The 13983-nt window shown below is 71.5% G+C and carries 14 protein-coding genes; 10 read left to right on the forward strand and 4 right to left on the reverse strand.

Annotated elements, in window-relative coordinates:
- The first annotated feature begins 87 nt into the window (after positions 1–87).
- Positions 88–2112, forward strand: coding sequence for an ATP-binding protein (locus tag ACIRO3_RS08480; protein ID WP_404133898.1), 2025 nt, complete (start codon positions 88–90; stop codon positions 2110–2112).
- Between the two features lie 141 nt (positions 2113–2253).
- Here the strand turns inward: ACIRO3_RS08480 and ACIRO3_RS08485 are convergent, their stop codons facing one another.
- The gene (locus ACIRO3_RS08485) at positions 2254–2439 is read right to left on the reverse strand and encodes a DUF5999 family protein (RefSeq protein ID WP_361778560.1); all 186 of its coding nucleotides are present in this window, start codon (positions 2437–2439) and stop codon (positions 2254–2256) included.
- 156 nt (positions 2440–2595) lie between these two features.
- On the opposite strand from ACIRO3_RS08485, the gene ACIRO3_RS08490 reads away from it, so the two are divergent.
- The gene (locus ACIRO3_RS08490; RefSeq protein WP_404133901.1) at positions 2596–3033 is read left to right on the forward strand and encodes an SRPBCC family protein; all 438 of its coding nucleotides are present in this window, start codon (positions 2596–2598) and stop codon (positions 3031–3033) included.
- Positions 3034–3100: 67 nt separating this feature from the next.
- A complete protein-coding gene (locus ACIRO3_RS08495; RefSeq protein ID WP_404133904.1) occupies positions 3101–3754 on the forward strand; it encodes a hypothetical protein in 654 nt (217 codons plus the stop codon).
- Between the two features lie 97 nt (positions 3755–3851).
- Here ACIRO3_RS08495 and ACIRO3_RS08500 read toward each other — a convergent pair whose 3' ends face one another.
- A complete protein-coding gene (locus ACIRO3_RS08500; protein ID WP_361778551.1) occupies positions 3852–5081 on the reverse strand; it encodes an acyl-CoA dehydrogenase family protein in 1230 nt (409 codons plus the stop codon).
- A 217-nt stretch (positions 5082–5298) separates the two neighbouring features.
- Here ACIRO3_RS08500 and ACIRO3_RS08505 point away from each other — a divergent pair, with 217 nt between their 5' ends.
- The gene (locus tag ACIRO3_RS08505; RefSeq protein WP_365998940.1) at positions 5299–5943 is read left to right on the forward strand and encodes a TetR family transcriptional regulator; all 645 of its coding nucleotides are present in this window, start codon (positions 5299–5301) and stop codon (positions 5941–5943) included.
- Between the two features lie 97 nt (positions 5944–6040).
- On the opposite strand, the gene def is transcribed toward ACIRO3_RS08505, so the two are convergent.
- Complete coding sequence (def, locus tag ACIRO3_RS08510; RefSeq protein ID WP_361778545.1) at positions 6041–6634, reverse strand: peptide deformylase; 594 nt, start codon at positions 6632–6634, stop codon at positions 6041–6043.
- 123 nt (positions 6635–6757) lie between these two features.
- Between def and ACIRO3_RS08515 the strand changes: the two genes are divergently transcribed.
- From ACIRO3_RS08515 to ACIRO3_RS08540, 6 genes are all read left to right on the forward strand, one after another.
- Positions 6758–7996, forward strand: coding sequence for a MurT ligase domain-containing protein (locus ACIRO3_RS08515; RefSeq protein WP_361778542.1), 1239 nt, complete (start codon positions 6758–6760; stop codon positions 7994–7996).
- Positions 7997–8016: 20 nt separating this feature from the next.
- On the forward strand, positions 8017–8745 hold the full coding sequence (locus tag ACIRO3_RS08520; RefSeq protein WP_053683312.1) for a type 1 glutamine amidotransferase: 729 nt from the start codon (positions 8017–8019) through the stop codon (positions 8743–8745).
- Positions 8746–8934: 189 nt separating this feature from the next.
- Positions 8935–9963 (forward strand): 6-phosphofructokinase, encoded by a 1029-nt coding sequence (locus tag ACIRO3_RS08525; RefSeq protein ID WP_404133908.1) that lies wholly within the window; start codon positions 8935–8937, stop codon positions 9961–9963.
- A gap of 97 nt (positions 9964–10060) precedes the next feature.
- On the forward strand, positions 10061–11017 hold the full coding sequence (locus ACIRO3_RS08530; RefSeq protein WP_404133910.1) for a cytochrome c oxidase assembly protein: 957 nt from the start codon (positions 10061–10063) through the stop codon (positions 11015–11017).
- Between the two features lie 32 nt (positions 11018–11049).
- Positions 11050–11208, forward strand: coding sequence for a hypothetical protein (locus ACIRO3_RS08535; RefSeq protein WP_404133912.1), 159 nt, complete (start codon positions 11050–11052; stop codon positions 11206–11208).
- A gap of 155 nt (positions 11209–11363) precedes the next feature.
- Positions 11364–12089 (forward strand): lysophospholipid acyltransferase family protein, encoded by a 726-nt coding sequence (locus tag ACIRO3_RS08540; RefSeq protein WP_404133915.1) that lies wholly within the window; start codon positions 11364–11366, stop codon positions 12087–12089.
- 27 nt (positions 12090–12116) lie between these two features.
- Here ACIRO3_RS08540 and ACIRO3_RS08545 read toward each other — a convergent pair whose 3' ends face one another.
- A complete protein-coding gene (locus ACIRO3_RS08545) occupies positions 12117–13790 on the reverse strand; it encodes an alpha/beta hydrolase (RefSeq protein WP_404133918.1) in 1674 nt (557 codons plus the stop codon).
- Positions 13791–13983 lie beyond the last annotated feature (193 nt).

Consider the following 13983-nt stretch of genomic DNA (forward strand, 5'->3'; position numbering starts at 1 on the left):
CACAATACATCCGTGTTCGGTGAGTACTCGGTCAACAACAATCAGCCAGATTCCGCAGGCGGCCGCCCCGGGACGGGCGCTGGTCCCGTGCCGGGAAACCTGCCGCCGCAATCGGCGCGCCTCGTCGGACGGGAGCGTGAACTCGCCGATCTGGAGAGTCTGTTACCGGGTCGACGACTGATCACCCTGACCGGGGTGGGCGGGGTCGGCAAGACCAGGCTCGCCCTGCGCGCCGCCGCGGCGGCCGGGCCGGAACGACCCGACGGGGTCTGGTGGGTCGAACTCTCGCCGCTGCGCGACCCCGATCTGCTCACCGCGACCGTGGCCCACACCGTCGGCCTCGCCGACCACCGCACCAGGTCGCTGGACGAGGAACTGTGCGCCTGGATGGCCGACAAGAAGCTCCTTCTCGTCCTCGACACCTGCGAGCACTTGATCTCCGCCTGCCGGCACCTCGTGGGGGAACTCCTGCAGTCCGCACCGGAGCTGACGGTGTTGACCACCTCCCGCGAACCGCTCGGCAGTCCCGGGGAACGGCTCGTCGAGGTGCGGCCGCTGCCCTTCGAGGGACCGGACAGCGACGCCCTCACCCTCTTCCGCCGGCGGGCCGTCGCCGCGTCCCCGACGGCCGCCGCCGCCTTCGAGGACCCCGAGCGGGCGGCGGTCGCCGCCGAGGTGTGCCGCCGGCTCGACGGGATCCCGCTCGCGCTCGAACTCGCGGGCGCGCGGCTGCGGTCGTGGACCCTCGAACAGATGGCACAGCGGCTGGGGGCGCGGTTCGACGTGCTGACCGACACCGACGACGCGCTGCTCCCCCGGCACCGGACGATGCGGACCGCGATCGGCTGGAGCCACGAGCTGTGCGAGCCGGTGGAACGGCTGCTGTGGGCCCGCCTGTCGGTGTTCACCGGCGACTTCGACGTGGCCGCCGCCCGGGCGGTGTGCGCGGGCGGCCCGCTTCCCGCCTCCCGGGTGGAGCGGGTCCTGGCGGGCCTCGTGGCCAAGTCCGTGGTGCGGCGCACCGAGGAACGCGGGGCGGGGGCCCGCTACCGGATGCTCGACACGATCCGCGAGTACGGACACGACTGGCTGACGGAACTGGGCGAGGTGCGGACGGTCGCCGACCGGCACGCCCATTGGTACCTGGCGCTCGCCCAGGCCGCGGACCGGGGGTGGATGGGGCCGGGCCAGGTGGACTGGTACCGCAGGATGACCGCCGAGCACCCGCAACTGCGGACGGCCCTGGAACAGTTGCTGGGGTGTGAGCCGGCGGCCGCCCAGGAGATGGCCGGGGCGTTGTGGTTCTTCTGGTTCGCGTGCGGGCACGTCCACGAGGGTCGCGCCTTCCTGGAACGGTCCCTGCGCGCGGGCCCGCGCACGGGCGCCGCCTACACCCAGGCGCTGTGGGCCCTCGGGCTGACGGTGCTGCTCCAGGGCGACATGGACTCGGCCCGCGGACTCGGCGAGGAGTGCACCCGCTCCGCGGACCGACTGGCCGACCCGGAGCGCGAGTTGCGGGCCGCGTACCTGCACGCGGTGGCGGTGATGATGCCCGGGGACTCGGTGAGCGCCCTCGTGCTGGCCGGCCCCCGGGCACGGGCGGGCCACGGCGGGCGCTCCAGCGGTCCGGGCTGGCTGCTGTGTCGACTGGCCACCGGCTTCGCGCTGTGCGACCTGGAGCGCTTCGAGGAGGCCGCCGAGGAGGCGCGGGGCCTGCGCGAGGCGTGCGCGGAACTGGGCGAGCGCTGGTTGCGGGCCTACGCGGACTACATCCTGGCCATGTCCGCGCTGGGCCTCGGGCACCACGGGGAGGCGGCCCGCCACGTCAGGGCCATGCTGTCGGGCAAGCGCCTGCTGGGCGACCGGTTCGGCATCGCGCTCGGCCTGGACCTGCTCGCCGCGGCGGTGGCCGGCCTCGGCGACGGGGAACTGGCGGCGCGGCTGCTGGGTACCGGGCAGGCCTGGTGGCGCACGGTGGGGCGGCCTCAGATGGGTGGCTCGCCCGCGCTGACGGCCCTGCGGGACGAGGGCGAGCGGCGGGCCCGCGCGGCGATCGGGGACGCGGCGTACGAGACGGCGTTCATGGGCGGCACGGCGGCGGCCACCGGCTGACCCTCAGCCGGTGGCGCGTGACTCCGGGGCTCCCGTCAGTACGGGAGGGGTCTGCCCGACGGTGTACGGAGGTCCAGGTCTCGGGGTGCGGGCTTGGGGACGGGCTTGCGGATCAGCTGCTGGCGCATGCTGCCTCCTCGCTCAGACAAGGGCCGGTCGGCGGGGTTCCACCGTGCGGCCGTCGGGGAGCAGTTCACCTGTGTCGTCGAAGACCACGGCACCGTTGCAGAGCAGGCTCCAGCCCTGTTCGGGGTGGGAGGCCACGGTGTGGGCGGCGTCGTGATCGGCGCTGTCGGCGGTCGGGCAGGGGAGCTGGTGAGAGCACATCGGCGCACCTCCTCGCAGAGTGGGGCGGGAGGGCCGGTGGTCACCCGGTCGAATCCGCGATCCACGGTGGCGGTGAGTATTGCTGATCGCCACCCCCGGACGGAACCCATATTCGGGGTCCAGTTCAGGGTGTGTATGCCCGATTACGATGCGCTCATGCCCGTTATCCGGATCGTTCGCACGACGACCCTCCAGCCCGCCGAGGCCTGGCTCCGGCTGACGGACTGGGAGCGCCACGGCGCTCAGGTCCCCTTCACCCGGACGAGCGTCGACACGGCGCCGCCGACGCACGTCGGAACGGTGTTCACGGCGCGGACCGGCGTGGGACGGCTCACATTCGACGACCCCATGGAAGTCACCGTCTGGACGCCTCCGGCGGGGGCCGCGGCGGGGCTGGTGCGCCTCGTGAAACACGGCCGGGTGGTCCGGGGGTGGGCGGAGATCGAGGTTCGGCCGTACTTCCCCTCCGGAGCCCAGGTCCACTGGCGCGAGGAACTGAGCCTGCGCGGGCTCGGTCGCCCCTTCGACCCGCTCGTCGTGGCGGCGGGCCGTTTCCTCTTCGGCCGGGCCCTCGATCGGTTGTTGGGGACATGATGAATCCCGCTAGGGTGCCTTGATCACCGCGCCCGGTGATCGAACCGACTCCTTCAAGGGGACCATCGTGGCCACTCCACAACCGGCGCCGCAGGGCTCGGTCCCGCAGCACCCGCACACCCCGTACGCACAGCAGCCCGGCCACGGGAACCCGTACGCGCAGCCGCCGCAGCAGCAGCCGGCCGGGCACGGCAACCCGTACGCGCAGCCGCAGCCCGATGTCGCGCCGCAGCCGGCCGGCCACGGCAACCCGTTCGCCGCGGGTGTGCCCCGGCAGGGCGCTCCCGCCCCCTCCCCCTACGCGGGCCACCAGCCGCAGCAGGGCGGCCACGGCTGCCGGCTGTGCGGGGCCCAGCCCGCGGCGCAGGCGACCGTCCGGGGCCACCAGGGCATGGTTTTGATGATGCGCTCGCTGAGCGTGCAGGGGCCGTTCTGCCGTGACTGCGGGACCGCCACCGTCCGGGACATGTCCGCGAAGACGCTGTGGCAGGGCTGGTGGGGGCCGATGTCCCTGCTGCTCACCCCGATCACGGTGCTGCGCAACCTGGGCCCGAGGTCGACGTTCGCCAAGCTCGCGGCCCCGCAGGGCGGCTTCCGCCCGCCGATGGACCCGGGCAAGCAGCTGCGCCGACGTCCGCAGGCGCTGGTCGTCTCGGTGCCGATGGCCCTCTCGCTGCTCTTCTACGCCACGCTCATCGTGATCGCCGTGGCCACGGGCTGACCGGAGGCCGGTCGACGTGAGCGTGCCCCCGCGGGCCATGGGCCCGCGGGGGCACGGACGTTCCCGGGAGCGGGAGGGGGCGACCCCGCGACGCGCGCTAGCGGATCGGCATCCCCGAGATCGTGCGGGCGATGACCAGGCGCTGGATCTCGCTCGTGCCCTCGAAGATGGTGTAGATCGCGCTGTCGCGGTGCATGCGCTCCACCGGGTACTCGCGGGTGAAGCCGTTGCCGCCGAGGATCTGGACCGCCTGGGCGGTGACCTTCTTGGCGACCTCGCTCGCGAAGAGCTTCGACATCGAGCCCTCCGCGGCGGTGAAGGGCTTGCCCGCGATCGCCATCCAGGAGGCCCGCCACACCATCAGTCGGGCCGCGTCGATCTGCGTCCGCATGTCGGCGAGTTGGAAGGCCACGCCCTGGTTGTCGATGATCGGCCGGCCGAACTGGGTCCGCGTCTTGGCGTAGTCCAGGGCCACCTCGTAGGCGGCGCGGGCCGTGCCCACGGCCATCGCGCCCACCGCCGGGCGGGAGGCCTCGAAGGTGGCCATGGCGGCGTTCTTCACCCGCTCGCCGCCGCCGGCCCTGGCCCGCTCACGGGCGCGGGCGAGTCGCTCGTCGAGCTTCTCCTTGCCGCCGAGGAGGCAGGAGCCGGGGATGCGGCAGTCCTCCAACACCACCTCGGCGGTGTGCGAGGCGCGGATGCCGTGCTTCTTGAACTTCTGGCCCTGCGACAGGCCGGGGGTGTTCGGCGGCACGATGAAGGAGGCGTGCCCCTTGGTGCCGAGTTCGGGGTCGACCACGGCGACGACGATGTGGACGTTGGCTATGCCGCCGTTGGTCGCCCAGGTCTTGGTGCCGTTGAGCACCCACTCGTCCTTGGCCTCGTCGTAGACGGCGCGGGTGCGCATCGCCCCGACGTCCGATCCCGCGTCCGGCTCGGAGGAGCAGAAGGCCGCGACTTTCACGTCGTTCTGGTCGCCGTACATCTGCGGGATCCAGGTGCCGATCTGCTCCTCGGTGCCGTTGGCGACGACCCCGATGGCGGCGAGGCCGGTGCCGACGATGGACAGGGCGATGCCCGCGTCGCCCCAGAAGAGCTCCTCCATCGCCATCGGGATGCCGAGGCCGGTCGGGTCGAAGAACTGCTGGGCGTAGAAGTCGACGGAGTAGATGCCGACCTTCGCGGCCTCCTGGATGACGGGCCACGGAGTCTCTTCGCGCTCGTCCCATTCCGCGGCGGCGGGCCGGATCACGTCGGCGGCGAAGCCGTGGATCCAGTCCCGCACCTGCTTCTGGTCGTCGTTGAGCTCCATGGTGAACTCCGCCATGTCCCCTCCAGCTGTCTCGTGCACGTACGGTTGCCCACCCAGGGCGGTTACCAGCGGTAACCATATCGATGGCCACAGTCTGTTACCGACGGGTAAGCAGTGTCAAGCGCCGCAGGTTCGGCCCGGAGGGCGGCGGTCGAGTCGATCGCGGGGGTGTGCGGGGTGTTACGTTGCGTGGGCGTCACGCACATCGCAAGGGCGGGGAGAGAAACACGTCATGGAGACCACTCAGCAGGCCGGCGAACCGGGAGCGGCCGAGCGCCGGCGACGGGAGTTGCTCGAAGCCGCCGACCGGGTCGTGCTCAGGGACGGCCCGAAGGCCTCCATGAACGCCATCGCGGCCGAGGCGGGCATCACCAAGCCCATCCTCTACCGGCACTTCGGCGACAAGGCGGGCCTCTACCAGGCCCTCGCCGTACGCCACACCGACGCGCTGCTCGACTCGCTGCGCGCCGCGCTCGACGCCCCGGCCGAGCGCCGCCGCCGGGTCGAGGCCACCCTGGACACCTACCTCGTCGCGATCGAGGCCCGCCCGCAGGTGTACCGCTTCCTGATGCACCCCGCCGAGGACTCGCACGCCGCCGAGCGCGGCTTCGACGTGGGCCTCCACTCGGCCCCCCTGCTGCGGCGCCTGGGCGAGGAACTGGCCCAGGTCATCGGCGAACGCGTCGACCTCGGGCCCGGCGGCGAACGTCTGGCCCGGGTCTGGGGCCACGGCATCGTCGGCATGATGCACGCCGCCGGCGACTGGTGGCTCGGCGAACGCCCCTGCGACCGGGCGGAGTTGGTCACGGCCCTCACCGACCTGCTGTGGGGCCGGCTGGCGACGGCCGGCAACCGGCCGGACGGCCCCGGCTTCTGACCCGCCGGACCCGGACCCCGCCGCCAGACGGGACCCCGCCGCCGAACGGGTCCCCGGCCGCCGAACGGGCCGAACACCGGACCCGGGCGACGAGGGCCTAGAGCCGGTCCCGGTCCGCCGCTCGCCCCGGCTCGCCGAGCCGGGCGAGTCCCCGCGCTCCCCACGGCGTGCGGCGGATCGCCCGCAGCAGCCTGCGTCGCCGCAACCCGGTGACCCGGGCCGCGTAGACCGTGCCGTCGAGGTGGTCGCACTCGTGCTGGAGGCAGCGTGCGAAGAACCCGGTCCCCTCGATCCGCAGGGGCGCCCCGTCGGAGGTGAAGCCCTCGACGACCGCGCGGTCGAAGCGGACGGTACCGGCCTCCAGTCCGGGCAGCGAGAGGCAGCCCTCGGGCCCCCGGAACCCGTCCCCGTCGGCCGTGACGAGCCGGGGGTTGACGATGTGCCCGACGTGACGGACGTCCTCGTCGTCCGGGCAGTCGTACACGAACACCCGCCGGCCCACGCCGATCTGGTTGGCCGCGAGGCCGACGCCCTCGGCGGCGTACATCGTCGCGAACATGTCCTCGATCAGCCGGTGGAGCGGCGGCCCGAATTCGGTGACCTCCGCGCAGGCCGAGTGGAGTACCGGATCGCCCAGCAGGCTCATGGTGCGGACGTGTCCGGTGGTGCCGGGAATGGGGCGCTGTCGCATGGCGGTAAGGGTACGACGGGCGAATATATGAGGAGATCCGCGACGTCCCGGGGGCGCCGCGGTCAAGGCTCCGGCAGGTACTGGATAGGCTGGGGCCGACCGACGCAAGGAGGACAAGGGACGATGGCAGGCAACACGGAGCCGCTTTCGCCGCGGGCCAAGCTGGCCGTGACGGCGGGCAAGGCCGCGGCGGCGGTGTCGCGGGCCGCGGGACGCGGAAGCGGATCGGTGATCGGTGGCAAGGTCGCACTCAGGCTCGACCCCGATCTCCTCGGCGCGCTGGCGCAGCATCTCGATGTCGTCCTCGTCTCCGCGACGAACGGCAAGACCACGACGACCCGATTGATCGCGGAGGCCCTGCGGGCCAGCGGTCCGGTCGTCTCGAACGCGCTCGGCGCGAACATGCCGGCCGGCATCACCTCGGCGCTCGCCGGTGGCTCGGACGCCAAGTACGGCGTCATCGAGGTGGACGAGAAGTACCTGGCGGGGGTGGCCCGGGACGTCACGCCCAAGGTGATCGCCCTGCTGAACCTCTCCCGCGACCAGTTGGACCGCGCCGCCGAGACCCGCATGCTCGCGGAGAAGTGGCGCGAGGGGCTCTCGGGCTCCAAGGCCGTCATCGTGGCGAACTGCGACGACCCGCTGATCGTGTGGTCGGCCTCGTCCTCGCAGAACGTGGTGTGGGTGGCCGCCGGCCAGGAGTGGAAGGACGACGCCTGGTCGTGCCCCTCCTGTGGTGGCGTCATGCAGCGCCCGGGCGACGACTGGTTCTGCGGCGAGTGCGGCTTCCGCCGTCCCACCCCGAGCTGGGTGCTCTCCGGTGACCACGTGCTCGACCCGCACGGCAGCGCCTGGCCGATCCACCTCCAGCTGCCCGGTCGCGCCAACAAGGCGAACGCCGCCACCTCGGCCGCCGTGGCCGCCGTGTTCGGTGTCCCACCGCAGGTCGCGCTGGAGCGCATGTACCAGGTGCAGGCCGTGGCCGGCCGCTACGACGTGGTCACCTTCATGGGCCGCGAGCTGCGGCTGCTGCTCGCCAAGAACCCGGCGGGCTGGCTGGAGACGTTCTCGCTGATCGACCCGCCGCCCACCCCGGTGATCCTGTCGGTGAACGCGCGCGGCGCCGACGGCACCGACACCTCCTGGCTGTGGGACGTCGACTATCCGCGGCTGGCCGGTCACCCGATCTTCGTGATCGGCGACCGCAAGCTGGACCTCGCGGTCCGCCTGGAGGTCGCGGGCCTGGACTTCCGTGTCTGCGAGACCCTCGACGAGGCCGTCCAGTTGGCTCCGCCCGGACAGATCGAGCTGATCGCCAACTACACCGCCTTCCAGGACGTGCGCCGCCGCGTCGGCAACTAGTACCCACAGAGGACAAGAGCATGAGCGACAACAGCCTGCGTCTGGTCTGGGTCTACCCCGACCTGCTCAGCACGTACGGAGACCAGGGCAACGCCCTCGTGGTGGAGCGCCGGGCGCGCCAGCGCGGCCTGGACGTGCAGCGCGTGGACGTGCGCAGCGACCAGCCCATCCCCACCTCCGGCGACATCTACCTGATCGGCGGCGGTGAGGACCGCCCGCAGCGTCTGGCCGCGGAACGCCTGGTGCGCGACGGCGGTCTGGAGCGCGCCGTCTCGAACGGGGCGATCGTCTTCTCGGTCTGCGCCGGGTACCAGATCCTCGGCACCGAGTTCGTCAACGACATGGGCGAGCGCCAGCAGGGCCTCGGCCTGCTGGACGTGGTCACCGTGCGCGGCGAGGGCGAGCGGTGCGTCGGCGACGTCCTCGCGGACATCGACCCGCGGCTGGGCCTGCCCCCGCTGACGGGCTTCGAGAACCACCAGGGCGTCACCCACCTCGGCCCCTCCGCCAAGCCCTTCGCCCGCACCCGGCTGGGTCGCGGCAACGGCTCCGGAGACGGCACGGAGGGCGCGTACAACGACACCGTGTTCGGCACGTACATGCACGGTCCGGTGATGGCCCGCAACCCGCTGATCGCGGACCTGCTGCTCAAGCTGGCCCTCGACGTGAACGCGCTGCCGGCCATAGACGACCGCTGGTACGAGGCGCTGCGCAACGAGCGCATCGCGGCGGCCACGCAGCCCGCGTAACCCGCGCGCCACGTTCCGTACGGCCCGGATTCCCCAGGGGATCCGGGCCGACGTGCGTTCGCACCACGGGTCCGCCCAGCATGTGGAGGATGGTTCAGTCCACCGGGGATCCGCTTGTAGGGTGACGGGTAGTTCCAACCGGACGACGTGGTCCGGTCGTCGGCCCACGTTGCAAAGGTTCTTCCTGCCATGCGCATTGGTGTGCTCACTTCCGGAGGCGACTGCCCCGGCCTCAATGCCGTCATCCGCTCCGTCGTGCACCGCGCCGTCGTCGACCACGGCGACGAGGTGATCGGCTTCCTCGACGGCTGGCGCGGCCTCCTGGAGTGCGACTACCGCAAGCTCGACCTCGACGCCGTGAGCGGCATCCTGGCGCGCGGCGGCACGATCCTCGGTTCCTCCCGGGTCCAGCCCGCGCACCTGCGCGACGGCGTGGAGCGGGCCCGCGGTCACCTCGCGGACCTCGGCCTGGACGCCGTCATCCCGATCGGCGGCGAGGGCACCCTGAAGGCCGCGAACCTGCTGTCGCAGGGCGGCCTGCCGATCGTCGGCGTCCCGAAGACCATCGACAACGACATCGCGTCGACCGACGTCACCTTCGGCTTCGACACCGCCGTCGGCGTGGCCACCGAGGCCCTGGACCGGCTGAAGACCACCGCCGAGTCCCACCAGCGCGTGATGGTCGTCGAGGTCATGGGCAGGCACACCGGATGGATCGCCCTGCACTCGGGCATGGCGGCCGGCGCGCACGCGATCGTCGTCCCGGAGCGCCCCTTCGACATCGACGAGCTGACCGCGATCGTCGGCGAGCGGTTCTCCGCCGGCAAGCGGTTCGCGATCGTCGTGGTCGCCGAGGGCGCGAAGCCCGTCGAGGGCGGCTCGATGGCCATCGAGGCCGGCGGCACCGACATCTACGGCCACGAGCGGTTCGCCGGGATCGGCAACCGGCTGGCCGTGGAGCTGGAGCAGCGCCTCGGCAAGGAGGCCCGTCCGGTGATCCTGGGTCATGTCCAGCGCGGCGGCACGCCCACCGCGTACGACCGGGTCCTCGCCACCCGTTTCGGCTGGCACGCGGTGGAGGCGGCGCACCGGGGCGAGTTCGGCATGCTGACCGCCCTGCGCGGCACCGACATCGTGATGGTGCCGCTCGCGGAGGCCGTGCAGACCCTCAAGACGGTCCCGGCCGAGCGCTACGAAGAGGCTCAGACCGTTCTGTGATGTTTCCCCCCTTCTGAGACGACACCGCCCCCGGACGCTTCGACGTTCGGGGGCGGCACTACTGTGGTGGGGCATCACGGGTCGAGGGAGTGAACAGATGGATCACAGCGGGCACGGCATGGACATGAACATGGACCTGCCGCCCTTCACTCTCGGACGGGGTCTGGAGTTCTCCTTCGACGCCTTCTTCCTGTTCGGCTCGCTGCTGGGTCTCGCCCTGTACGGGTGGGGTGTGCTGCGACTGCGGCGGCGCGGGGACGACTGGTCGCCGGCCCGCACGATCGCCTTCACCGTCGGCGTGCTGAGCGTGATCCTGGTGATGTGCACCAAGCTCAACGACTACGGCATGGTCATGTTCAGCGTGCACATGGTCCAGCACATGGTGATCAGCATGATCACCCCGATCCTGCTGCTGCTGGGCGCCCCGATGACGCTGGCGCTGCGCGCGCTGCCGCCGGCCCCGCGCGGCACCAAGGGCCCGCGCGAGCTGCTGCTGATGCTCCTGCACAGCCGCTACATGAAGGTGATCACGCACCCCGCCTTCACCATTCCGATGTTCATCGCCAGCCTCTACGGGCTGTACTTCACGCCGCTCTTCGACTTCCTGATGGAGTCCAGGACCGGGCACATCGCGATGATGGTGCACTTCCTCGCCGTCGGCGTGATCTTCTTCTGGCCGATCATGGGCGTGGACCCGGGCCCGCACCGCCCCGGCTACGTGATGCGCATGCTGGAACTCTTCTCCGGCATGCCCTTCCACGCCTTCTTCGGCATCGCCCTGATGATGGCGAGCGAGCCGATGATCAAGACGTACGCGGACCCGCCCGCCTCCCTGGGCATCGACCCGCTGCTCGACCAGCAGTGGGGCGGCGGCATCGCCTGGGCCTTCAGCGAGATCCCGTCCGTGCTCGTGCTGATCGCCCTCGTCTACCAGTGGTACCACTCCGAGCAGCGGGCCGCGAAGCGGTCCGACCGGGCGGAGGACCGCAACGGTGACCAGGAGCTGGAGGCGTACAACTCGTATCTCGCCTCGCTCCAAGCGCGTGGCCGGTAGCGCGATCCGGGCTTGTGGCGCCACCATGGGGCATGACCGGATCCGTGAAGACGATGGCCGTCATGACCCTCGCCGCCCTGGTGGCGATCGGCACCTACTCCGCCACCCTCGGCAGCAACGGCTGGCTGTGGTTCGCCTGGGTGGTGCTGGGGCTGCTGACCGTCGCCATGGCCGCCTCCCGCAGCACCTGAGCGGCGCGTCGGACCTTCCGCGGCGCCCCCGTGCGTCGCCGTGTCGGCGCACGGTCCGACGCCCCTGTCGAAGCTTCGCCCTCCCGCCCCCTCTGCCTCACGGCTGACTGTCCGTACCATGGCCGTGACAACGAGGCATCGACGGGAGCGGCCTGGTGTTCTACCACTTGCTCAAGCACGTGTTCCTCGGTCCGCTGCTGAGGCTGCTGTTCAGACCGCGGATCGAGGGTCTGGAGAACATCCCGGCGGAGGGCGCGGCGATCATCGCGGGCAACCACCTGTCCTTCTCGGACCACTTCCTGATGCCCGCGATCCTGAAGCGGCGCATCACCTTCCTCGCGAAGGCCGAGTACTTCACGGGCCCCGGGGTCAAGGGCCGGCTGACCGCCGCCTTCTTCCGCAGTGCCGGGCAGATCCCGGTGGACCGCTCCGGCAAGGACGCCGGACAGGCGGCGCTGCGCGAGGGGCTCGGGGTGCTGGCCGAGGGCGAGCTGCTCGGCATCTACCCGGAGGGCACCCGCTCGCACGACGGACGGTTGTACAAGGGCAAGGTCGGGGTGGCGGCGATGGCACTGGGTGCCGGGGTCCCGGTCGTGCCCTGCGCGATGGTCGGCACCTTCGAGATCCAGCCGCCCGGGCAGAAGATCCCGAAGATCCGGCGCGTCACGATCCGCTTCGGGGAGCCGATGGAGTTCTCGCGGTACGCCGGAATGGAGTCCGAGCGGGCCGTGCTGCGGGCCGTCACCGACGAGATCATGTACGCGGTACTGGAACTCTCCGGCCAGGAGTACGTCGACCGGTACGCCGGCGAGGTCAAGGCCGAGGCGGAGGAAGCACGGAAGAAGGCCCGGCGCGCGGGACGCGCCAGGCCCTCTCCGTGATCGTGGAACCGCCGTCACCGCCTGCGGCTAGCGGACGGAGGGGAGCTCCTCACGCGCCGGGAGGTCCGCACCCGGGGTCTTGGCGAGGGACTTGGCGGCGGCCGGGGCCACGGCGACGGGCGTGGCGTGCGGGCCGCACTTCACGTCCTTCGCGTCGACCTTGCCGGTGAGCAGGTAGGTGTCCACCCGGGTGTTGATGCAGGGGTTCACCAGGCTGGTGACACCGTGCGAGCCCGCGTTCTGCTCGGTGATCAGGCGCGAGCCGCCGAGGCGACGGTGCAGGGAGACCCCACCCTCGTACGGGGTGGCCGCGTCACGCTCGGACTGGACGATCAGGACCGGCGGCAGACCGCGCTTGGCGCTCGCGCCGACCTCGATCGGGTTGCTCTGCTTGGACTTCCAGGTCGCGCAGGGGAGGTTCATCCACGCGTTGGACCAGGTCAGGAACGGGTACTTCTGGTGGAGCTTGGTGTTGTCCCGGTCCCACTTGGCCCAGCTGGTCGGCCACTTGGCGTCGGCGCACTCGACCGCGGTGTAGACGGCGTTGCTGTTCTCGGACGCCGCGTTGCCCGCGAGGTCGGACATGTCCGGGGCGATCGCGTCGACCAGTGCCTGGGTGTCACCGGCGATGTACTTGCTCCAGGTCTGGGCGACGGGCACCCAGGAGGAGTCGTAGTACGGGGCGCCCTGGAAGAAGCCGATGAGCTCGGCCGGGCCGACGACCCCGCCGATCGGGTTCGCCTTGGCGGCGGCGCGCAGCTCCTGGTACTTCGTCTCGACCTTGGCCCGGGTGTTGCCGATGTGGAAGACGGAGTCGTTCTTGGCGACCCAGTCCTGCCAGTCGTTCCACCGGGTCTGGAAGGCCACGTCCTGGCCGAGGTTGGCCTCGTACCAGATGTTGTCGCGGTCCGGGTCGACCACGCTGTCGACGATCATGCGGCGCACGTGGCTCGGGAACAGGGTCGCGTAGACCCCGCCGAGGTAGGTGCCGTAGGAGACGCCGAGGTAGTTCAGCTTCTTCTCGCCGAGGGCGGCCCGGATGACGTCCAGGTCGCGCGCGGTGTTCGGCGTGGTCATGTGCGGCAGCATCTCGCCGCTGCGCTCCTTGCAGCCGTCCGCGTACTCGGCGGCGAGCTTGCGCTGGGCGCGCTTGTCGGCCTCGTTGGACGGGACCGGGTCGGCCTTGGGGGCCTTGACGAACTCCTGCGGGTCGATGCAGGAGATCGGCGCGGAGTGGCCGACGCCGCGGGGGTCGAAGCCCACGAAGTCGTACGCCTTGGAGGTGTTGACCCACAGCGGGCTCTTGGTGGTCACCCGGCGCGGGAAGCGCATGCCGGAACCGCCGGGGCCGCCCGGGTTGTAGACGAGGGCGCCCTGGCGCTCCTCCTTGGTGCCGGTGCTGCCGATCCGGTCGACCGCGAGCTCGATGGTCTTGCCGAACGGCTTGGTGTAGTCGAGCGGGACCTTGACCCAACCGCACTGGATCGGCTTCTCGAAGCCCCAGTCGGCGGGACAGTCCTTCCACTCGATCCCCGAGCGGGCGGCGCGGGCGGCGGCGATCTGGACGCCGATCGCCTCGGCGGCCCCGCCGCCGTCGCGGCCGGCGGTGGCCGCCGTCGCGGACGGTGCCAGCAGCAGGCTCGCCGCCAGCGTGCCGGTGATCAGTGTGGCGGCGCTGCCCAGCGCCGCGGTGCGTATCACGTGGTTGTTCCCCCTGCGTCATGTGCCGCCGTGGGCGGCCGGGTTCGGTCTGTTTCGGTCGTCGGCGTGCAGGGGGATCCTTTCGCCTGACCAGCACCGGGCAACAGAGCGCGGGTCGGTTCTTTGCCAACCCGATAACCGGAAAGGTGTGTACCGCTGAGCGGTGTCCGGTTCGCCCGGGCTCTGCCCTTCC

Origin of the sequence: Streptomyces sp. NPDC102278, from assembly GCF_044766345.1 — a bacterium.
Classification (GTDB): domain Bacteria; phylum Actinomycetota; class Actinomycetes; order Streptomycetales; family Streptomycetaceae; genus Streptomyces.

Bases quoted from the DNA above. Each gene is read 5' to 3' on its own strand.
- ACIRO3_RS08535 (WP_404133912.1), top strand. From the start codon at position 11,050: ATGACCGGATCCGTGAAGACGATGGCCGTCATGACCCTCGCCGCCCTG.
- ACIRO3_RS08500 (WP_361778551.1), bottom strand. From the start codon at position 5,081: ATGGCGGAGTTCACCATGGAGCTCAACGACGACCAGAAGCAGGTGCGG.
- ACIRO3_RS08525 (WP_404133908.1), top strand. From the start codon at position 8,935: ATGCGCATTGGTGTGCTCACTTCCGGAGGCGACTGCCCCGGCCTCAAT.
- ACIRO3_RS08520 (WP_053683312.1), top strand. From the start codon at position 8,017: ATGAGCGACAACAGCCTGCGTCTGGTCTGGGTCTACCCCGACCTGCTC.
- ACIRO3_RS08490 (WP_404133901.1), top strand. From the start codon at position 2,596: ATGCCCGTTATCCGGATCGTTCGCACGACGACCCTCCAGCCCGCCGAG.
- ACIRO3_RS08515 (WP_361778542.1), top strand. From the start codon at position 6,758: ATGGCAGGCAACACGGAGCCGCTTTCGCCGCGGGCCAAGCTGGCCGTG.
- def (WP_361778545.1), bottom strand. From the start codon at position 6,634: ATGCGACAGCGCCCCATTCCCGGCACCACCGGACACGTCCGCACCATG.
- ACIRO3_RS08505 (WP_365998940.1), top strand. From the start codon at position 5,299: ATGGAGACCACTCAGCAGGCCGGCGAACCGGGAGCGGCCGAGCGCCGG.
- ACIRO3_RS08485 (WP_361778560.1), bottom strand. From the start codon at position 2,439: ATGTGCTCTCACCAGCTCCCCTGCCCGACCGCCGACAGCGCCGATCAC.
- ACIRO3_RS08530 (WP_404133910.1), top strand. From the start codon at position 10,061: ATGGATCACAGCGGGCACGGCATGGACATGAACATGGACCTGCCGCCC.